At 57.7% G+C, this 19,827-nt stretch carries 18 protein-coding genes and 1 pseudogene; all 19 read right to left on the bottom strand.

Features of this window, described 5'->3' with window-relative positions:
• Positions 1-11: 11 nt before the first annotated feature.
• The 19 genes and pseudogenes from nuoG to AC2TDA_RS17120 all read right to left on the bottom strand — a co-directional run bounded on the left by nuoG (position 12) and on the right by AC2TDA_RS17120 (position 19,740).
• The gene (gene nuoG / locus AC2TDA_RS17210; RefSeq protein WP_480879946.1) at positions 12-2,489 is read right to left on the bottom strand and encodes an NADH-quinone oxidoreductase subunit NuoG; all 2,478 of its coding nucleotides are present in this window, start codon (positions 2,487-2,489) and stop codon (positions 12-14) included.
• Entirely contained in the window at positions 2,486-3,751 is a 1,266-nt protein-coding gene (gene nuoF / locus AC2TDA_RS17205) for an NADH-quinone oxidoreductase subunit NuoF (RefSeq protein ID WP_480879945.1), read from the bottom strand. The genes nuoG and nuoF overlap by 4 nt, the downstream gene beginning before the upstream one ends.
• The gene (gene nuoE, locus AC2TDA_RS17200) at positions 3,744-4,235 is read right to left on the bottom strand and encodes an NADH-quinone oxidoreductase subunit NuoE (protein WP_480879943.1); all 492 of its coding nucleotides are present in this window, start codon (positions 4,233-4,235) and stop codon (positions 3,744-3,746) included. Before nuoE ends, nuoF begins: the two co-directional genes overlap by 8 nt.
• Positions 4,232-5,446, bottom strand: a complete 1,215-nt coding sequence (gene nuoD, locus AC2TDA_RS17195; RefSeq protein ID WP_480879942.1) for an NADH dehydrogenase (quinone) subunit D — start codon at positions 5,444-5,446, stop codon at positions 4,232-4,234. The genes nuoE and nuoD overlap by 4 nt, the downstream gene beginning before the upstream one ends.
• A complete protein-coding gene (locus tag AC2TDA_RS17190) occupies positions 5,443-5,994 on the bottom strand; it encodes an NADH-quinone oxidoreductase subunit C (protein WP_480879941.1) in 552 nt (183 codons plus the stop codon). Before AC2TDA_RS17190 ends, nuoD begins: the two co-directional genes overlap by 4 nt.
• On the bottom strand, positions 5,991-6,485 hold the full coding sequence (locus AC2TDA_RS17185) for a NuoB/complex I 20 kDa subunit family protein (protein WP_480849805.1): 495 nt from the start codon (positions 6,483-6,485) through the stop codon (positions 5,991-5,993). The genes AC2TDA_RS17190 and AC2TDA_RS17185 overlap by 4 nt, the downstream gene beginning before the upstream one ends.
• On the bottom strand, positions 6,473-6,838 hold the full coding sequence (locus AC2TDA_RS17180) for an NADH-quinone oxidoreductase subunit A (protein WP_170763339.1): 366 nt from the start codon (positions 6,836-6,838) through the stop codon (positions 6,473-6,475). Before AC2TDA_RS17180 ends, AC2TDA_RS17185 begins: the two co-directional genes overlap by 13 nt.
• Positions 6,839-7,040: 202 nt before the next feature.
• Positions 7,041-8,480, bottom strand: coding sequence for an NADH-quinone oxidoreductase subunit N (locus AC2TDA_RS17175; protein WP_480879940.1), 1,440 nt, complete (start codon positions 8,478-8,480; stop codon positions 7,041-7,043).
• Positions 8,477-9,952, bottom strand: a complete 1,476-nt coding sequence (locus AC2TDA_RS17170) for an NADH-quinone oxidoreductase subunit M (RefSeq protein ID WP_480879939.1) — start codon at positions 9,950-9,952, stop codon at positions 8,477-8,479. The genes AC2TDA_RS17175 and AC2TDA_RS17170 overlap by 4 nt, the downstream gene beginning before the upstream one ends.
• An 8-nt stretch (positions 9,953-9,960) precedes the next feature.
• On the bottom strand, positions 9,961-11,721 hold the full coding sequence (locus AC2TDA_RS17165) for a Na(+)/H(+) antiporter subunit D (protein WP_480879938.1): 1,761 nt from the start codon (positions 11,719-11,721) through the stop codon (positions 9,961-9,963).
• On the bottom strand, positions 11,714-11,968 hold the full coding sequence (locus AC2TDA_RS17160) for a hypothetical protein (RefSeq protein WP_480879936.1): 255 nt from the start codon (positions 11,966-11,968) through the stop codon (positions 11,714-11,716). Before AC2TDA_RS17160 ends, AC2TDA_RS17165 begins: the two co-directional genes overlap by 8 nt.
• Entirely contained in the window at positions 11,965-13,425 is a 1,461-nt protein-coding gene (locus tag AC2TDA_RS17155; protein ID WP_480879934.1) for a monovalent cation/H+ antiporter subunit D family protein, read from the bottom strand. The genes AC2TDA_RS17160 and AC2TDA_RS17155 overlap by 4 nt, the downstream gene beginning before the upstream one ends.
• A 2-nt stretch (positions 13,426-13,427) precedes the next feature.
• Positions 13,428-13,730, bottom strand: a complete 303-nt coding sequence (gene nuoK, locus AC2TDA_RS17150; protein WP_352994516.1) for an NADH-quinone oxidoreductase subunit NuoK — start codon at positions 13,728-13,730, stop codon at positions 13,428-13,430.
• Positions 13,730-14,227 carry an NADH-quinone oxidoreductase subunit J family protein gene (locus AC2TDA_RS17145; protein ID WP_480879931.1) on the bottom strand — a complete coding sequence of 166 codons (498 nt, stop codon included), beginning with the start codon at positions 14,225-14,227 and terminating at the stop codon, positions 13,730-13,732. The genes nuoK and AC2TDA_RS17145 overlap by 1 nt, the downstream gene beginning before the upstream one ends.
• Before the next feature lie 343 nt (positions 14,228-14,570).
• A complete protein-coding gene (locus tag AC2TDA_RS17140) occupies positions 14,571-15,479 on the bottom strand; it encodes a complex I NDUFA9 subunit family protein (protein WP_480879930.1) in 909 nt (302 codons plus the stop codon).
• A gap of 7 nt (positions 15,480-15,486) precedes the next feature.
• Positions 15,487-16,254 carry a slipin family protein gene (locus tag AC2TDA_RS17135; protein WP_480879928.1) on the bottom strand — a complete coding sequence of 256 codons (768 nt, stop codon included), beginning with the start codon at positions 16,252-16,254 and terminating at the stop codon, positions 15,487-15,489.
• Positions 16,254-17,684: an NfeD family protein gene (locus AC2TDA_RS17130; protein WP_480879927.1), complete on the bottom strand. Its 1,431-nt coding sequence runs from the start codon at positions 17,682-17,684 to the stop codon at positions 16,254-16,256. The genes AC2TDA_RS17135 and AC2TDA_RS17130 overlap by 1 nt, the downstream gene beginning before the upstream one ends.
• Positions 17,685-17,867: 183 nt before the next feature.
• Positions 17,868-18,551, bottom strand: a pseudogene (locus AC2TDA_RS17125) (IS6 family transposase).
• 259 nt (positions 18,552-18,810) lie between these two features.
• Complete coding sequence (locus AC2TDA_RS17120) at positions 18,811-19,740, bottom strand: LysR family transcriptional regulator (RefSeq protein ID WP_480879926.1); 930 nt, start codon at positions 19,738-19,740, stop codon at positions 18,811-18,813.
• Positions 19,741-19,827: the final 87 nt, after the last annotated feature.

Here is a 19,827-nt window from a genome sequence, read left to right as displayed (position 1 = left end):
TCGCAACAGTTTCAGCCGTCCGCTGTGCGGACCTCGACGCGGCACGGATATTCACCTTTCTTCATCAGGCTGTTGAGCCGCAAGCTCCTATAACTTTCCGGAACAAAGACCAGCCCATCGGGAAACCGCGGACTTATCTTTAGACGGGCCGTCAGGTGCCCCGCAGGTGATGTCACAACCACCATCTGCATGGCTGCAAGTCCCCGTTCCTGGGCATCCCGGGCACTCATCTCTACGTAAGGCTCTTCCGCCACCGTGGCGAGCGTGGCCGAGTGTTCAGAGAAATTCCCCCCGTAAAACAGCCCGTTGCCCGTAATCAGAGCCAGCCCGTCCCCGCTTGCAATTCTGGCCGGTTCCGGTGCTTTGAGCGATCTATCCAAGGGCCGTTTCAGCGCGGACGTGAATGCCCCATCCGGTCCGATTTTTTCCATCGAAAGGCCGGAATAGGCGGGGTACGTGCCGGCGATTTCGCCAAAGACCCCCGCGTGATCCGAGAGTTTCAGAGGCGTATCGCCAAGCGCCGCAAACCATCCGAATATCTCAAGATTGCTCCGCGCTCCGAATACCGGTGTACGGAACTTGCGCACGGTCTGGACCCGCCCTTCATTATTGGTGAATGTTCCCGCCTCTTCACCATGTGCCGCCGAAGGCAGCACCACGTCGGCCAGCCCGGCAATGTCCGTCCGAACCCAATCCTGCACGATCAACAGATTCACCTTCTTCAGCGCATCCACAACGCGGGCACGATCCGGGTAGGAACCGACGGGATCCGCACCCGCAACATAGAGCGCGCCGATCCGCCCCTCGGCGCACAGATCGAGCAACCCATCGACCGTCACACGCGGTTTCCCGTCCGAGACCGCGGCCATGTCCAGCGCGCCCATCTGATTGGGACGGTCAAAAAGCCCCTGCAATGCAACAGTTTTTCCAAGGCCCCGCAAGCGATGCAAAAGACAACGAAGCAAAGAAACGACTGCTTCGGCATCCGGGGTTCTGAACAGGTCCACACCGATCAGAACCGTTATACCTGGGGCGGCGGACAGAGCCGCAGTCAGAGCGCCCAGCCCCACCTTCGCCTGCTCGTTTTGACCGCGCGCACTCCCCGCCTCTATTTCAGAGATGATCGGTTCGGACGACCCTTCGCGCTGATCAAGCAGACTTTCGAGCATCTCCGACAAAACGGAGGCTTCTGTTCCCGGAAGCATGCGCAAAGCAACGCGTGCGTCGGCATCAAGCCGGGACGGGCGCGCCGAAAGCAGATACAGTTGCGTCGCACCTTGTCGCGCCGCGCCGCGCAAAAGGTACTCGCTGACCGGGTTTTCCTCGGTCACGTTGCTGCCAATGACCAGCGTGCAATCTGTCCTGATGACCTCTTCGAAGGGCGCGCGCGTATAGAAATCGCGCAGCAACGGACCAAGCGCACCGGGGAAGTCGAAACGCGAGGATATAGTGACCAGATCGCTGTCCAGGGCTGTGCGCATGAGCTTCCCGAACTGAAACAGCGCCTCGTTTGTTAGTCGTGGCGAGACTATCCCGGCCGCGCGGCCCCCGGTCCGGGCCAGCCGCGCGCGCAGATGAGCGCCTGTGTCTTCCCAGGACATCGGTGTCAAGGCATCGCCCTGCCGGATCATCGGACGCTTGATCCGGTCCGGGCTGGCGAAGACGTCCATTCCGAACCGCCCGCGCACGCACAGAGTTTCCAGGTTCAGTCCCGTATCCCATTTCGACCGCACCCGCATGAATTCGCCATCACGTGAACCCACCGTCAGGTGGCAACCGGTTCCGCAATGGGCACAGATCGTGTCGGTTTCGACCAGATCCCAGGGCCGCGATTTGTAGCGGTAAGGAAAGCTCATAAGCGCTCCGACCGGGCAGACTTCGATGCAGTTACCGCATTGGTCGCAACTGGCAAGGCTGCCTGAGAACCCGGTCACGGCGGTGTCCATGCCTTTTTCGACCGTCCCTAGGGCCACCGCGCCGACCACCTCTTCGCACATGCGTACGCAGCGCTGGCACTGGATGCAGCGGTTGACGTTCATGATAACAACCGGGCTGAGCTGTATGTCTTTGGAATGAAACACCCGTTTGGGATCGCGGAACAGGCTTTCCCGAGGGCCGTATTCCATCACCATGTCCTGCAATTCGCATTCGCCGCCCTTGTCGCAGATCGGACAGTCGAGCGGGTGGTTGGCCAGCAACATGTCGAGCATAACCGAACGTGTTTCCGCGACTTGCTCGGTTGTCGTCCGCACCACCATCCCATCCATGACCGCCGTTGCACAGGCGGGCTGCAGCTTACCCTGTCCTTCAATCTCAACGAGGCACATCCGGCACGAGGCCAATACCGGCAGCCGCTTCTGGAAACAGAAAGTGGGAATGTCGATGCCCAACCCTTCGGCAGCGCTCAGGATTGTGGTTCCCTGCTGTACGCGCACCTCGTGGTTATCAATGGTTATCGTCAGGGTGGTGATATCGCTGGTATCGCTCAATGAAACGGGCACCTCCCTTCGTCGATATGGGTGACAAATTCATCGCGAAAATGCTCCAGCGACGCACGCAACCCCATTGCCGCGCCATCACCCAGAGCACAGAACGTGTTGCCGAAAATGCCGTTGCACAGCCCCTCCAACTGATCCAGATCTTTCGGTTCGCCTTCGCCCGCTTCGATCCGGCGCAGAATCTTGACCACCCAGTCCAGTCCTTCTCGGCAGGGCGTGCACTTGCCGCAGCTTTCGTGATGAAAAAATTCGATGATCCGGGTCGCGACCTTGACGATGCAGGTGCCGTCATCAATCGCGATTACCCCCGCCGAACCCAGCATGGAACCGACGGCGGCCAGTGAGTCAAAGTCCATACCCACATCCAGCCCGCTCTCAGGGATCATCGGCGCCGACACGCCCCCGGGGATAACCGCCTTGATCTGGCGGCCTTCAGGCGGTCCGCCCCCGTGTTCTACGATCAATTCTCGCAATGGAATGCCCATCGGAAGCTCGTAAAGGCCGGGTTTGCGCAGATGCCCGGACAGACAGTAAAGCTTGGGTCCCGGGCTTTTCTCGGGCCCGATCCCGCGAAACCAATATGCGCCGCGTTCGATGATTGCGGGCACACAAGCCAGCGTCTCGACATTATTGATCACCGTGGGGCAGTCATAAAGCCCCGCCACCGCCGGAAAAGGCGGTTTCAGTTTTGGCTGCGCGCGACGGCCTTGAAGGGATTCTAGCATCGCGGTTTCCTCGCCGCAGATATAAGCGCCGGCACCTTCGTGAACATGGACGTCGAAATCGAAATCCGACCCCAATATTCGACCCCCGAGATACCCCTGTTCCCGCGCCTCAGAGATCGCCGCCCGCAATGTCCTGATCGCCTTCACATATTCACCGCGCACATAGACATACGCTGTCTCAGCTCCTATCGCGCGGGCACAGATGGCCATCCCTTCGATCAACAGATGCGGATCCTCCTCCATGATGATCCGGTCCTTGAATGTGCCCGGCTCACCCTCATCCGCATTGCAACAGAGGTATTTCGGCTTCTCTTCGCCCTTCGGAACAAAGCTCCACTTGAGCCCGGTCGGGAATCCCGCTCCGCCCCGCCCGCGCAAACCCGAGTCCTTGACTGTTTCGATGATTTCATCGGGAGTATAGTCCTTCAACACCCTCGCAAGCGCCGAATATCCGCCTGTGGTCCGATAGACGCTCAACCTCTGGCTGTCGGAGGTGCCGATATTCCTGAGAAGGACAGCCTCAGTCATCACCTGTCCTCCCGGTGTTCCGCAATGCCGCCAACAAGTCGTCGATCCGCGCCGTATCAAGATTGCCGTGATAATCGTCGCCAACCTGCATCACCGGTGCCATTTCGCATGCACCCAGACATTCCACTGTGGACAGAGTGAACAACCCGTCCTCGGTCGTATCGCCCTTTGCGATGCCCAGTACCTGTTCCATATGCGCCTGCAATGCCTCGGACCCGCGCAACATGCAGGATAGGTTGTTGCAAAGTTGCAGGTGGAACCGGCCCACGGGTTTGGTGTGGTAGAGCGTGTAGAAAGTCGCCAGCTCATAGACCCAGATCCGCTCCACGCCCAGAATGTCGGCCACCTCTTCCAGCACTTCGCCGGTCAGAACGCTGTGCTCCTTCTGCGCGATATACAGCGCCGGCATAATGGCCGAACGCTGGTCGGGATAGCGCGCCGCCGCCGCCTCAATCCGCATACGCATGTCCATTGGCGCGTTCACTTGTCCACCTCCGCCATCACAGGGTCCAAACTGCCCAGAACTGCGATCATATCGGCAAGGTAATGGGCGTTTTTAGTCCCATAGAGTGCCTGAAGATTGACAAAAGACGGCGCCCGAACCTTCATCCGGAATGGTTTTGGGCTGCCATCGCTGACAATGTAGAACCCAAGTTCACCCTTGGGGGCCTCGATGGCCGAGTAGACCTCGCCCGCAGGAACCTTGAAGCCATAGGCCGACAGGTCGAAATGCTGGATCAGCGCCTCCATGGAGCTGTGCACGCGGTCCTTGTCGACCGGGAAGGCCACCGTGGGAATATCCGCCAGGAACCGACCTTCGGGCATCTGCCTGAGGCATTGCTCGATGATTCTGACACTTTCGCGCATCTCTTCGACCCGGCAGCGCCAGCGGGCATAGCAATCGCCCTCTTCACGGGTAATCACATCAAATTCGACCTGATCGTAAATCTCATAGGGTTCATCCCGGCGAATGTCCCAATCCACGCCCGATGCCCGTAGATTTGGACCACTGAGCCCAAGGTCGATTGCATCCTCGGGCTCAATCACGCCGATGCCCCTGGTACGCTTGATGAACATCCGGTTCTTTTCGACCAGACGTTCGTAATCGCGGATTCGATTGGGGAAGATGTCGCAGAACTCTCTGATTTTGCCCGCGAATTCCTCGGGCAGATCCTCTCGCACGCCGCCCACCCGACAATACGAAGTATGCATCCGCGCGCCGGTGACCATCTCCATCAGGTCCATGATCATTTCCCGTTCGCGCATCGCGTAAAGCAACGCGGTCATCGCACCGAGATCCATCGGCAACGCGCCAGTGATCAGCAGATGCCCCGACAGCCGGGCAAGCTCGGCCATGATGACCCGGATATATTGCGCGCGAACAGGTGCCTCAATTTCCAGCAGCTTTTCCACCGCCAGCGCGAAGGCCAGATTGTTGGACGGCGGGCAGACATAATCCAGCCGGTCCGTCAGCGGAAAAATCTGAGTGTAGGTGAAATTCTCGGACAGCTTTTCCGTCCCGCGATGCAGATAGCCGATATGTGGATCAACCCGCTCGACATATTCACCATCCATTTCCAGCACTAGGCGCAAAACCCCGTGCGTGCTGGGATGCTGCGGCCCGAGGTTCAGCAGTACCTCCTTGGTATCCGGCGGCCCGCCCGGAGGCGGCCTGAGTTCCGTGGCTTCTGTCATGATTTTTCTCCGGTACCGCCGGGGATGTCTCTGGTCTCAAGGTCAGGCCGCGTTGGCGGCACCCCTTCCGCGCCAAATGGGTTCAGTTCATCCCTGTAGCCCCTGAGCGGGAAGTCCTTGCGCTGCGGGAACCCTTCGAACTCCTCCCACATGTAAATGCGGCGCAAATCCGGGTGGCCGTCGAACGTGATGCCATACATGTCCCACGCTTCGCGCTCGTGCCAGTTGGCAGTGCGCCAGACACTGGCGATACTGGCAATATGTGGTGGCTCGCTTAACCGGCATTTCAGGCGGACGCGCCATTTGTCGGACAGGGAATACAGATGGTAGACAACCTCGAATCTGGGAGTGTCCGGCAGGTAATCGACCCCGCATATGTCAGAGAGAAAATTGAAACCCAATTCGTCTTTCAGAAACCGGCAGAGATCGACGATGGTTTCGGGTGAAATGGTGAAAACGTGGATGCCATGTGACACGCCCGTGTAGGAAACCGTATCGCCGAACCGCTTTTCGAGCCGGGCTATGAAGGGGACCGCAGCACCGGTCATGGACCCGCAACCCGGCCAAGCGGTGTATCCGCAAGCGCCTCGGATTTCTTGATTTTCTCCTGCAGCAGTAGAAACCCGTGCATCAGCGCCTCGGGTCGCGGCGGGCAACCGGGTACGTGCACATCTACCGGCACGAAGGTCTCGGACCCCTGTACGACGGCATAAGTGTTGTAAACTCCACCGGAAATGGCGCAGGTGCCCATAGCGATGACCCAGCGCGGCTCGGGCATCTGGTCGTAAAGGCGGCGGATCACCGGGGCGAATTTTCGTGTCACCGTGCCAGCGATGATCATCACATCGGACTGGCGCGGTGATGGCCGGAACACAATCCCGAACCGGTCCAGATCATAGCGTGCACATCCCGCCGAGATCATCTCGATCGCGCAGCAGGCGATACCGAAGGTTTCTGGCCAGAGTGCCGATTTGCGGCTCCAGCGGACGATCTGGTCGGTTGTGGTAAACAACACGCTGTCGCGGATTACGTTTCCCATTCCAACGCTCCTTTCAGCCAGGCGTAGGCAAATCCCACCAGCAACAGAACGATGAAAACGAACATCTCGATATAGCCGACGATGCCGATTTCTTTCAGCACGACGGCCCATGGAAAGAGAAACATCGCCTCGACATCGAAAACGACGAACAGGATCGCAATCAGGAAGAACTGCGCCTTGAACTGACCTGCGGCGGCCTCGCCTGCCGGGTCCATGCCGCATTCATAAGGCATATTCTTGGCGGGGTACGGGTTGGAAGGGCGCAGCAGCGACGAGACAAAAAGTGTCGCCGTCACCACGAGAATTACCCCGGCGACCATGATGAGAACAGGTAGAAATTCAAGTCCAGTCATATCGCAAAACCCAGTGCTCCGGACCTTGCGCTCGTAATACCCGCCAAAATATCAAGGGCTTACCAACCCCAGGGAAAGTTCGAAAGCTTTCCTTGTACCTGAAATGATAACCGTCGACGTCTGTTTTTCAAATAAAAAACATGTGTGTGTATGTCAGTAAGCAGTATCGAAGGTACTTTGCGCCAATGTGTCTGGCCCCAGTTTATCCACCCGGAATCGACACTTGTGCCAGTTCGAGGAACCACGCGGGTAGAACGCCGATCACGATGGTCCCTAGGGCGGCAATCGCCAACGTCAGCTTCAGACCGGGCGTAAACGCCAGTTCGAATTTTCCCGCCGGTTTGCGCATGTAGATCACCATGACGATACGGATGTAGAAATAGGCCGCGATCACGCTCAGCAGCACTGCAATGACGGAAATCGCCACGTGCCCCCCTTCAATCAGCGCGATCAGCACATAAAACTTAGCAAAGAACCCAGCCGTAGGCGGAATACCGGCCAATGCGAACAGAAACAGTAACATCGACAAGGCAAGCGCGGGATGCGATCTGGAAAGTCCTGAATAGTCATCGATGGCTTCGCCCCGGCTTGTCTCAGAGCGCATAGCTATTATGGCGGCAAACATACCGATATTCATGAAGGTATAAATCAACAGGTATAGCATCACGCTTGCCGCACCGTCCGGGCCGCCTGCTACGATGCCCAACAGCGCAAAGCCGGAATGGGCGATGCTGGAATAGGCCAGCAGGCGTTTGATGTTGTCCTGCACCAGTGCCACGAAACTGCCGAGGGCCATTGTGAAGACAGCAATCACGGCAACGACGATCCAGACCTCTGTCGACGCCAGCAACGGGTTCAGGACAACCCGCAGGATTACAGCAAACCCTGCCGCCTTGGGCCCCACGGACATGAAGGCGGTAATGGGAGTAGGTGCGCCCTCGTAAACATCGGGAACCCACATGTGAAACGGCACCGCGCCGACCTTGAAAACCAATCCGGCAACTATGAACACGACCGCCAACAGCAGACCGGGATCGCGCTGGCTGCCGGTTACGGCGGCGGCGATGCCATCGAGATCCGTGGTGCCGGTCAATCCATAGATCAACGACACGCCGTACAGGAACACACCCGTCGAAACCGCACCCAGGATCACGTATTTCAGCGCCGCTTCGTTCGAACGTACGTCGCGCCGCAGCAGCCCGGTCAGCACATAAGTGCAAAGCGCCATCAGCTCGAGCCCGACATAGATGGACAGCAAATCGGTGGCCGAGGCCATGATCATCATGCCGGACAGCGCGAACAGCAGAAGCACATTGTATTCTCCGCGCTGGACCCGCTCGATCTCGACATAGCGGCGCGACAGCAAAAGGGTCAGCACGGTGGCGATGTAGAAGATGGCCTTGAAAAAGGCCGAGAAGTGATCGGACGCGAACATACCAGAATAGACCAACAGGTTCTGATCCGCCAAGGCCCAGGTCAGTGCGGCAGCGCTAAGAACCACACCAATCGCGGCCAGATCCAGAAAATACCCGCGTTCGGGCCGAACGAACAGGCTCAGGATCAGCAGAACACAGGCCCCGGTGATCACCACGATCTCGGGCAGACTGGCCAGAACCGACTGGAGGAGTTGGGTCTGATTCACTCCGCACCCCCCTCTCCATACACCTGCGTCAGCAAGTGATCGGCCGAAAGCTGGATGATGCTAAGGAACGGTTTCGGATAAAGCCCAATCCAGATCACCAGTATGGCAAGGGGCAGGATCGCGGTAATCTCGCGCCGGTCAAGATCCCAGAAATCGAACCGCTCGCCGACCCGCGCAGTGCCTAAAGCCACGCGCCTGAACATGCTCAGCAGATAGGCAGCTGCCAGAACGGCGCCAAGGATCGAAATACCCGCCAGCAGCGGATTTGCGGCGAAGGCGCCTGACAGAATAAGCAACTCGCCGACAAAAGAATTCAACCCGGGCAGCGCCATTGATGACAACGTAAACAACCCGAGGAAGATGGAGCATAGCGGCGCGATTTTCATCAGCCCGCCATAATCAGCGATGCTGCGGCTGTGCGTCCGTTCGTACATCAGCCCGACAAACAGAAATAGCGCCCCGGTGGTGATGCCATGGTTGAACATCTGCAGAATACCACCCGTCACCCCCCGGCTGTTCAAGGCAAAGATACCGAGCGTGACAAAGCCCATATGCGAGATGCTGGAATAGGCCACCAGTTTTTTCAGATCATCCTGCGCCAGCGCCAGCAAACCTCCGTAGACAATCGCAATTGCAGACAAAACCAGCATCAAGGTGGAGAAATACACCGACGCCTCGGGCAGCATCGGCAGTGAAAAACGCAGAAATCCGTAGGTGCCCATCTTCAATAGAACACCCGCCAGAATGATACTGCCTGCGGTCGGCGCCTCGACATGGGCATCCGGCAGCCAGGTGTGCACCGGCACCATCGGCACTTTCACGGCAAAGGCGATGAGGAAGGCAAAGAACAGCCAGGCTTGCGTGGTAAACGCCAGATCCGCGTTCATCAGGGCGAGAATGTCAAAGGTCTTGCCGCCCTGAAAATACAGCACGATGATTCCTATCAGGAACAGCACACTGCCCGCCAATGTGTAAAGAAAGAATTTGAACGCCGCATACACGCGCCGCTCGCCACCCCAAATGCCGATGATCGCGTACATCGGCACCAGCATCGCCTCCCAGAACACGTAGAACAGAAACAGATCGAGCGCCGAAAAGACTCCCAGCATCAGTGTCTGCATCGCTAGCAGGCTGACCATGAAGGATTTGACCATCGTCTCGATGGCGTTCCATGACGCTAGAACGCAGATCCAGCCAAGAAGCGCAGTGAGAAAGACAAACAGTACCGATATCCCGTCAACCGCCACCGCATATTTGATCCCCAACGCGGGTATCCAATTCCGCTGCTCGGCGAACTGCATCTCAGGCGTGGAGGTGTCGAAACCCAGCAGCAGCAGCAGGCAGAGAGCAAAATCGACAAGCGTGACGGCAAGCGCGGTCCATTTTATCGTCTTCGCATCCCGCATACACAGAACAGCAACCGCCCCCGCCACCGGCAGGAAGATGATGAGGCTGAGCAGCGGAAACCCCATGCCACCCCCTAAAGCCACACAACGGCGAAAATGGCGATGGCAGCGATGACGCCCGCGATCATTCCCACCGCGTAATGGGTCACGATGCCGGTCTGGACCCTGCGCAGCCGCTCGCCGCTGCGCAGGACACTGCGGGCAACGCCGTTCACAATTGCATCGACCCCGCCAAGATCGGCTCGAAGCCCTGCCTGCGCCGAGCGGTGCATGAAGGGCAGTAGCGATTTTTCCGACACCGTGCTTACCGCCTGTTCATAGCGCGCGAACGGTTTTTCAGCGAAGCGCATGAACGCCCGCGCGCCCTTGCGATAGAACCAGTCGGTGTCGATGCTGACCGTATCCTCGGGATCGAGCGCCTTCAGGAACAACACAAAGCCAAGCGCTGTGAACATCAGGATGCCGAGGCTTTCGCTCACATGCGCCCATGTATAGGGGTGATAATCAACCTCATACGGCAACAGCGCATAAAGCGGCGCGGGGTAGACGCCAATGCAGATGCACAGCACCGCGGCGATGGACATGGCGACCAACATGTTGCGTGGCGGCTCAGGCGGGCGCAGGCCGGAATCTTTGCCGAAGAACATGTAATAGGGCAGTTTCAGGCCGGTATGCAGAAATGTCCCCGACGACGCCAGAGTCAGCAGCAACATTACTGCCGCCCGATGATCGTACCCGGCAGCAGACACCACCATCGACTTGGTCACGAAGCCCGAAAAGAAAGGGAAGGCCGAGATCGCAAAAGCTCCGATCATGTAGAGCATCACAGTCAGCGGCATAGTCCGGTAGAGCCCGCCAAGTTCGGTCAGTTTGCGCCGCCCGGTGACATAGATCACCGCGCCTGCCCCCATGAACAGCAATGCCTTGTACAGGATATGGGCAAAGGCGTGGCTGGTCGCGCCATTCAACGCCATTTCGGTTCCGATACCGATACCGGCCACCATGTATCCCACCTGACTGACGATGTGATAGGCCAGCAGGCGGCGGCAATCGTTTTCCATCACCGCGTAGATCACCCCGTATATCGCCATCGCGGTGCCGAACCAGACCAGAAGTTCCGTCCCCGGAAATCCACGGGCCAGCACATAGACGGCGGTCTTGGTGGTGAAGGCGCTCAGGAACACTGCGCCGGTGACGGTGGCCTCGGGGTATGCATCCGTCAGCCAGGCATTCAAGGGCGGCACGGCGGCGTTCAGGGTAAAACCTATCAGGATAAGATAGGCAGCGGCCCCTAGCGGTCCCCCGATCGGGCCGAAAAAAACCGAGCCTGTCGCCGCCCCGTGCAGGATTACCCCGCCCAAAAGCGCGACACCCCCAGTGAGATGCACCATCAGATAGCGGAACCCGGCCTGCACCGCCTGTTCACCGTCTGCGGCGAAGATGAGATAGGCCGAAGCAAAGGCCATGCCCTCCCAAAACACGAACAACGTCAGGTAATCGCCGGCAAACACTACCCCCAGGGCGCAGCCGACATAGAGGAAGGCTGCGACATGCTGGCCCGGTCGCGTCAGATGCAGGGCATAGATCATGCCGATCAGCGCCATGATCGTAAAAACGGTTGCAAAGACAAGGCTCAGCTTGTCGACCCGTGCAATCAACAACTCCTGCCCCAGAAACCGGACCTCGCCATAAGAGCCTGATTGGGACATCGCAACGGCGGCAACGGCAAGGGCCGGGATCAACAGCAACCAGAGCTTGCGGATCGTTCCGTTCAGAAACGGAATCACCAGAGCTCCGGCAAAGAACAGAATTGTTGGGTGCAGGAACTCAGTCATAGTAATCTTCGGGCTGCATAAGCCCGCCCTGATGACCGAGGAACTTGGAAACGAAAATGATCACCACGCAGGAGCCGAACCCATACACAGCCGACCAGCCCGGCAGCCGTTCCCACAGGTATTCAACATTTTCACGAGGAACCAGGAAATCCGCCGCGACGATCAGGGTCAGCACCAGATAGAACAGGCGAAGGCGGAGATTGGCATATTTCGGATTGCCGAAGAATCCGACGATACGAGCGATCATCTGACCACCTCCTCTGCCAATGTGATGAAATAACCCGGGAAAATACCCATCAAAAGCGACAGAACCCCTGTTGCGATCAGCGGAACCGTGACCAGCGGGATTTCACGGACGTGGTTTTCCCCATCCGGCTCCTTGCCAAAGAAGGCAATATAGCTGACCGGCAGGAAATAGGCCGCATTCAGGATTGAGCTGACCAGCAGCACGACCAGAAATACGAATTGCCCCCCTTCGACAGACCCCCATGCCAGATACCATTTAGACACAAATCCACCGGCCGGTGGCACGCCGATCATGCCGAGCGACCCTACAAAGAATGCGGCCATGGTCCAGGGCAGTTGCCGCCCGATGCCGCCCATCTCGCTGATCTTCCGTTTGCCCGTGGCGCAATAGATTGACCCCGCGCAAAAGAACAACGTGATTTTGGAGAAGGCATGCGCAGCGATATGGATGACACCGCCGACCATTGCGATTGGTGAAAACAGAACTGCCCCGAGGATGATGTAGGAAAGCTGACTGACGGTGGAATAGGCCAGCCGCGCCTTCAGGTCGTCGCGGGTCAGGGCGTATATCGAGGCTGTCAGAATGGTGAAAGAGGCCAGATAGGCCGTAGCGATTGCCAGCCCCAGCGCCTCCATCAACCCGGTGCCGAAAACATCGAACACCACACGCAATACGCAGAAGACCCCCATCTTAACCACCGCCACGGCATGCAGAAGCGCGCTGACCGGGGTTGGGGCCACCATCGCGGCGGGCAGCCAGGCATGTAACGGCATCAACGCCGCCTTTGCGAACCCGAAGAGGTAGCAGAAATAGACAATCGTCAGCAGGACCGGAGCGGCCTCAGACCCGGCCAGCAATCCGCCCGGCACGAAATCGAGCGTGCCCGCCAGGTGGTAGGTCAGTGCAATGGCTGCCAGCAAAGCGCTTTTTGATGCGCCCATCAGGTAGACGAGGTATTTTCGGCTGCCCTCCCAGGCCTCGTCGTCCTCGTGATGATAGACCAGCGGATAAGTTACGAGGCTCAGCACTTCGTAGAAGATCACCAGCGTAAAGAGATTGGCTGCAAACGCTCCTCCTACAGCGGCGGCAAGGCTGGAGGCAAAGCAAATGTAGAACCTCGTCTGCGCATGTTCACCGAGGCTGCGCATGTAGCCGACGGTATAGATCGAAGCAAAAATCCACAGCAGCGAGGAAATGGTGGCGAACACCATCCCCAGCGCATCCACCCGGAACGCAAAATCGACCCCCGGCAGGATTTCGAACAGAACGAGTTCATAGGTGCCGCCCGACAGAACCCGGGGCGCCATCGACGCAACCAGAGCAAACAGGACCACAGAAGCCACGGGCGACACGAGGTCTCGTGGCCCGATGCGGTCACGGAGGTAAAAAACCAGCCCCGATGCCAATCCGGCGACGGCGATGGCCAGAAGCGGCCTTATGGAAAGAACCGCCTCCACCCCTACCCTCGCATGATCGTGATTTCATCGACCTTCAGCGTGGCCTTGTTTCGCACCAGGGCGACAAGGATGCCAAGAGCGATGGCAACTTCCGCCGCGGTGATCGCGATGATGAAGATCGCGAAAATACGACCGCGGAAATCGTCGTGGAAATGAGCAAACGCAATGAAGTTGATGTTGACCGAGTTGAGTAGCAACTCCAGCGACATCAGCACCACCAAAACGTTGCGCCGCACAAGAACTCCGGCTGCGCCGACGACGAACAGGATCACACCCAGAATAATATACCACGACAGCGGCACCATCAGCGCGACTCCTTCTGCGCCAACACTATGGCACCGACCAGAGCCACAAGCAGGATGACCGAGGCCACCTCAAAGGGCAGCAGGTAGTCCGCAAACAGCGTTGTGCCCAATTCGCGGATCTCTCCTCCGGTTCTAGTCCCCGCGACGGTTTCCGGGAATTGCCTGCCCAGCAGGACCAGGACCAGCATCTCAACCCCTAACAGCGCCACCAGTCCAAAAGCGGCGAAATTGCTTCCTGGCAGGAACCGCCGCAGCGTTGCTTCACGGATATCCAACATCATGGTCACGAACAGAAACAGAACCAGGATCGCCCCGACATAGACAAAGATCTGGATAACCGCGAGAAGCGGCGCCTGAAGCAGCACGAAAATTGCCGAGACATTGACGAAACAGGCCATCAGCGCCACCGCGCTGTGGATCGGACTGCGCGCCAACACCACCCCCAGGGCCGCCGCCACGGCCCCAATTGCAAATATCAGAAAAAACCCCTGTTCCATCGACGTCGACTCCCGACGTACGTTTTCAATCCGGCCCGATACAGCCGGAATTCGGATTGTGGTAATGTTCAATGTACCAATGAATTGTGCCTCAAATGGCCTTTTTTAACAAGGATTTCTCGGTGTTGGGTGTCGTCGGGCCGAACCCGAACCATCTGTTCATGCCCATTTTGCGAATATGCAAGCTACCCTTTAGCAGCTCCGGAGCGGCGGATCGCGCTCTCTTGCGGTCGGTCGGAACCGCGGCTCCGAAACGCCGTTCTTCACGGTTTTCCCGTGAAAAGCTACGCGCCGCACAGGGCCCCGATCTGGTGTCAACAATGGTGCGGACACTGTGGTTCGTTCAGACCAGACCCAAGCCGACGGCGGACTGCGGATTGATCGCAAGATCGGAAAAAGTCGCAACATTCCCGCCGACCACGTTATCCCGCTGCATGAGCGCGACCTGAGCAGGTGTGATCGGCGGTCTGGGGAATACGACCAACGCTGCGGCAAGAGACCACCAGAACCAATACGGCACCGGCAGCAGCAACCGATTTTTGCCACCGCGCCGCGCCAATCGTTGCAGTATTTCCTTGTAGGTAAACACATCCGGCCCGCCCAGCTCGTAAACGTGTCCGCGGGGCCCGGAAATTTCCGAAATGGAAGCCACCGCCTTGGCCACATCGCCCACATCAACCGGCTGCAACCGAACGCTACCGTCACCGAATAACGGAAGAACAGGCATGCGCCGAACAATCGCGTCGAACTCCCCGAAAAACGCGCCGCTGCGGCTGAACATGGCACTGGGTCGCAATATCGTGGCCTCCGGAAAGGCACGGCAGACCTCATCTTCGCCTTCCGCACGGGCGCGAACATAGGCGGATGGAGAGGCTCGGTCAGCTCCAATCCCCGAGATATGCACCAGACAGCGGGCACCAACTGACTTCGCTGTTTCGGCGACCGTGCGGGCTCCGCCGACATGCACATCCCGAAAGGTGTCCGTCCGGGTTTCAACATAGAGGCCAATGCAATTGACGACCACAGTAGCGCCCTGCAACGCGCTTTGCACTGTATCGGGGCTTTTCAAATCACAATGAACCACACGGACCCCACCGTCCGGATCATTGCCAAACCGGGCGACCTTGTCCGGACATCGCGTTGCGACGCCGACGGCGAACCCCCTGCCCTGCAATTGCTGAACCACCCGGCGCCCGAGGAACCCTGTACCCCCGAGGACAATCGCCGTTTTTCCGGTTTTCGCTGTGGTCACATGCGCCTCATTCGTCTTTCTTATGCGCTTTTGGAAGCAGATCGATGGGCAGCGGGAACACAACCGTCGTCGTACCGTCGGCGGCAATGTCATTGAGGGCGTTGAAATAGCGCAGCTGCATCGAGTTTGGCTGGGTCGCTAGAAGCTTGCCAGCTTCCACCAATTTCGACGCCGCCTGAAACTCACCTTGCGCATTGATAACCCGCGCCCGGCGCAGGCGTTCAGCTTCGGCTTGTTTGGCAATGGCGCGAACCATGCTTTCATCGATATCCACATGCTTGATCTCGACATTCGCGACCTTGATGCCCCAGGCATCCGTTTGGCGATCCAGAATCTCCTGAACATCAGCGTTGAGCTTGTCACGCTCCGCCAGCATCTCGTCCAGCTCGTGCTTTCCCAGGACCGACCGCAAGGTGGTCTGCGCCAATTGGCTGACGGCGGCCCGGAAATCGGCCACGTTTATGATCGCGCGCTGTGGGTCCACGATGCGAAAATAGATGACCGCGTTGACCTTGACCGAAACATTGTCGCGGCTGATCACATCCTGACTGGGCACATCTTCGACGAACATGCGCAGGTCGGTACGTACAAGCTGCTGCACAACTGGAATGATCAGGACAAATCCCGGCCCTGAGACCCGCGTGAACCGCCCCAGCGTGAATAGAACCCCGCGCTCATATTCCCGGAAAATGTAGATCGCCGCCTGCAGGAACAGGAACACCAGCACCAGCGCGATGAGATAGGCGATCCATTCGAACTGGAATACTTCCATCATCATGCTCCTCCGTCAGCATCTGATTTCTTTCCGGTCTCTGGCCCAACCTGTAATGTGAGACCGTCGATCCCCAGAACGCATACGTCCTGTCCGGGCCGGAGATCGGGTATTCCCATGGCTTGCCACCGTTCACCCTCGACCCAGACAAAGCCAGTCCCATCGGACCAGTCCAGCACACGGGCCGGCGCCCCCAGCATGCGGGCCGAACCCGATACCGGCGCTTGTCGGTAGGTGTGGACCGTGTACCCCAGAAGCACGGCCAGGATCGACGTACTGACCAGCGCCATGACCCCGATCAGCCACCACGAGATTTGGTAGGCTTCGACATCCGTGTCCACCAGCATCGCGGCCCCCAGCGAAAAGGCGATAATCCCGCCAAGACCCAGCACTCCAAAACTTGGCGAAAAGGCTTCGGCCACCATAAAGGCGATGCCCAGTCCGATCAGGGCCAGCCCCGCATAGTCGAGCGGCAACTGATTGAGCGCATAAAGCCCCAGCGTCAGACATATTGCGCCGACAACGCCGGGAACAATCGCACCGGGGTTCCAGAATTCGAATATCAGGCCATAAACACCAAGCATCATTAGAACCAGCGCCACATTTGGGTTCGACAGAATACTGAGAATCCGGGTGACCGTCCCCATCTCGATCCGCTCAACAGGCTGACCGGAGACATCCAGAGTCAGTCGGGATTCACCCATCACCACGCTGCGCCCGTCCGCATCCCGCAGAAGCGCGCTGAGATCTGCGGCAATCAGATCAATAACATTCAGTTCGCGTGCCTGTTCCGCCGACAAGCTCTCGGCCTGCCGAACGGCGCGTTCAGCCCAATCCGCATTGCGCCCGTGCATTTCGGCCAGGCTGCGGATCAGGGCAGCGGCATCATTTGTGGCTTTGGCCGACATGGCATCCTTTGGCGCTAGCGGGTCGCTCTCAGCCTCTTTCTTGGCTTTCTTGTCCTTTTCATCCGCCTCGTCGAGCGGTTGTTCCGGCAAACCGCCAGGCATACCTCCAATCGCAACCGGAGTGGCCGCGCCAAGGTTCGTTCCCGGCGCCATCGCTGCGACATGGCTTGCGTACATGATGTAAGTGCCCGCGCTGGCCGCGTGGGCACCGGGCGGGGCGACATAGGTGATCACCGGTACCGGCGACAGCAGTATTTCCGATATTATCTCGCGCATTGCGTCGGCGAGCCCGCCGGGCGTGTTGAGTTGCAATACAACCGCGGACGTCGGCGAATTTCGTGAATACTCTAGCACGCGCGTAATATGACGCACGGTTGCCGGGCCAATTGGCCCCTCGATCACCGTGTGCAACACCCGGTTCTCAGGTACGTCTGCCATATCAACCTGGCCGTTTAACCGGTCCGCCGACAGGAAGCTCAGGATGATGAGGCAGAGGAGTTGTAAGCGTTGCTTCGCAGTCTCCATATTTGCTTCCTCACAACAGAAGGTAGCACAATCCGCCTCTTGCTCAAATTCTGATCCCCCTTACTGCCGGTTGGCAGCGTCGGAACCGATTGTGCCGCCTCGTTGTTTCTTTGGCGGGTACCGTCTGGTTGGGTTTTGTCGCAAACTTCATTGAGAGCAGCACAGTTGCGGCTGATGAGCCGATTATCCTGCCAATCGGGCGAACTGCTGAAACGGGCAGAGTCCAGGCGTGAGTTGACCTTTGCAGACCTTGTTAGCAACTTCGATTCCGTTCAGCGTTGCCGCTGCTCAAGCAAACGCTTTGAACCCCAACATCGGTCGAGTGCGCCGTTTGATGAAACGGTGGTCCTGCTCGACGAGATTGTTCAGATACTTCCGCCTGACCATCTCGACTGGAATTGGGCAACCAAAGCCCTTCAGCATCTTGTCGATGGTCTTGATACCAGCGGTGTTCGCACCGTTCTTGTCTATGACGATATTTCGCGAAAGACCGCTGCATTCCAACATTCGTGCGAAGAATTTCGTCGCAGCAGGTTTGTTCCTGCCGTTTAGACAGCATGAAATCAAGAGTCTTATCGAGTTTGTCGACCGCTTAGTATTGGTAGACCCATTCTCCTTTGACGCGCGCATAGGTTTAGTCCATTCGCCAGAATCGTTCGCAGCAACGCTTCTGACGACATGCTCAGTCTGCGATCAATGGTGCGTTTTTGACGATCCAACAGTTCATAGTTGCGTGACCAACCGAAATGCCTCGCTCAGCGAGAATTTTTCCAGATCCCGGTACGATACTGATTAACGCAGATATGAGGACACCGCGTGCAATATCACGTCCATTGGAAATTGTGCGCCTTTGAATGAGATTGTCACTGCCCTCCTCGTTCGAGTATCGAGACGCCGTTAGCACTGAGGCGTCGGAGCCGAAAGTTAGCGACATAGACACCGGAAGGGTCTGTTGCGAAGTTTGTTGCTGACCGTAGAAACTTCGCCGGGCTAACGGGTTAAACAGCCAATTCTGCGAATTGCTGAAACGGGGCAGATCCGATTGCAAACTATCGAAATACCTTTCTCGACAATCTGAAGCCGAAATTTTCGACACAACTGCTTACTGTCGCCGAGCGCTGCGTGATTATACTGAGCCCTCTAGGTCTGACTTTGATGTCAAAAACAGGTCGGCAACTTGAGACCGAAGCCAGACGCAGGCGGATTCCGACTCTGTTCTTGTATGCCAGACCATTTTGATGCTTGCGGCTGTCTTCGAAATTGAAAACGGCAAAACCTCTATCTGATGTGTTCTTCTGAGATCGTTGGCATATTGCCGAGGAGCGATGACCACGACGTCAAGCTGCGACAGCAATTGGGGCAAGGCTCCGAAGTATCCTACGCGCAGGACGACGCTGCCAGATAGACCGAGGCGTGAAATTGAATCGTTGATATCTTTGGCGTAAGTTGCTTCGGGAACAGAAAGAACGATCTTTTCCTTCCTCAATTCATCCAAATTTTTTGGGCGCCGATCCAACCCTTTACCGACAATCGCCACATAGCTTTCTTCAAATAAAGTAACCGTCCGAATACCCCGCTCGCGGATATTGACCATGCCAATCGCGAGATCTACATCGCCATCCTCCAATGATTGAGCCAGCATTGGCAGCGGAGTCGAGTGATTGAACAACTTGATGCCCGGTGCGATCCGCAGCGCCCGAATGGCCAATTGCGGCAGAAACACGGTTTCCCCCAATCCCGATAACGACAGGCGAAACACTCGTTTGGAATTGGCAGGATCAAATTCGCTCCCCTCGCCAAGAGATTCGAAGAGCCCATCCAGATGGCGCCGGACATCTGGAATGATCCGCTCGGCAAATGGTGTTGGCACCATCCCTGTGCGTGACCGCACGAACAAAGGATCACCCAGAGCGTGACGTAGTCTGGACAGAGCATTGCTGGAGGCAGGCTGACTTAGGCCAAGTTGCGCTGCCGCTAAGGAAACCGAACCGGTTTCACCCAGCTCTACTAGAACGCGGAGAAGATTAAGATCCAGTGTACGCAGATTTATTGACATCGTGAATATAGTCCATTCGGAATATCCGTTGGACGCATAATTACTTTGTCGCGATAGTTTCGGCAACTCCGGTTTCGGACCGGCAGA

This window comes from Ruegeria sp. HKCCD6426 (assembly GCF_057221115.1).
Note: the sequence above shows the minus strand (reverse complement) of the source record. Positions and strands in the feature narration are given on the sequence as shown.

What these genes read in the sequence shown, in the direction of transcription:
- AC2TDA_RS17190 (WP_480879941.1), bottom strand. Translation starts at nt 5,994, where the DNA reads ATGACCGGTGCTGCGGTCCCCTTCATAGCCCGGCTCGAAAAGCGGTTC.
- AC2TDA_RS17170 (WP_480879939.1), bottom strand. Translation starts at nt 9,952, where the DNA reads ATGGGGTTTCCGCTGCTCAGCCTCATCATCTTCCTGCCGGTGGCGGGG.
- AC2TDA_RS17130 (WP_480879927.1), bottom strand. Translation starts at nt 17,684, where the DNA reads ATGGAGACTGCGAAGCAACGCTTACAACTCCTCTGCCTCATCATCCTG.
- nuoF (WP_480879945.1), bottom strand. Translation starts at nt 3,751, where the DNA reads ATGACTGAGGCTGTCCTTCTCAGGAATATCGGCACCTCCGACAGCCAG.
- AC2TDA_RS17160 (WP_480879936.1), bottom strand. Translation starts at nt 11,968, where the DNA reads ATGATCGCTCGTATCGTCGGATTCTTCGGCAATCCGAAATATGCCAAT.
- AC2TDA_RS17120 (WP_480879926.1), bottom strand. Translation starts at nt 19,740, where the DNA reads ATGTCAATAAATCTGCGTACACTGGATCTTAATCTTCTCCGCGTTCTA.
- AC2TDA_RS17185 (WP_480849805.1), bottom strand. Translation starts at nt 6,485, where the DNA reads ATGGGAAACGTAATCCGCGACAGCGTGTTGTTTACCACAACCGACCAG.
- AC2TDA_RS17135 (WP_480879928.1), bottom strand. Translation starts at nt 16,254, where the DNA reads ATGATGGAAGTATTCCAGTTCGAATGGATCGCCTATCTCATCGCGCTG.
- AC2TDA_RS17165 (WP_480879938.1), bottom strand. Translation starts at nt 11,721, where the DNA reads ATGACTGAGTTCCTGCACCCAACAATTCTGTTCTTTGCCGGAGCTCTG.
- AC2TDA_RS17145 (WP_480879931.1), bottom strand. Translation starts at nt 14,227, where the DNA reads ATGGAACAGGGGTTTTTTCTGATATTTGCAATTGGGGCCGTGGCGGCG.
- AC2TDA_RS17180 (WP_170763339.1), bottom strand. Translation starts at nt 6,838, where the DNA reads ATGACTGGACTTGAATTTCTACCTGTTCTCATCATGGTCGCCGGGGTA.
- nuoK (WP_352994516.1), bottom strand. Translation starts at nt 13,730, where the DNA reads ATGGTGCCGCTGTCGTGGTATATTATTCTGGGTGTGATCCTGTTCGTC.
- nuoD (WP_480879942.1), bottom strand. Translation starts at nt 5,446, where the DNA reads ATGACAGAAGCCACGGAACTCAGGCCGCCTCCGGGCGGGCCGCCGGAT.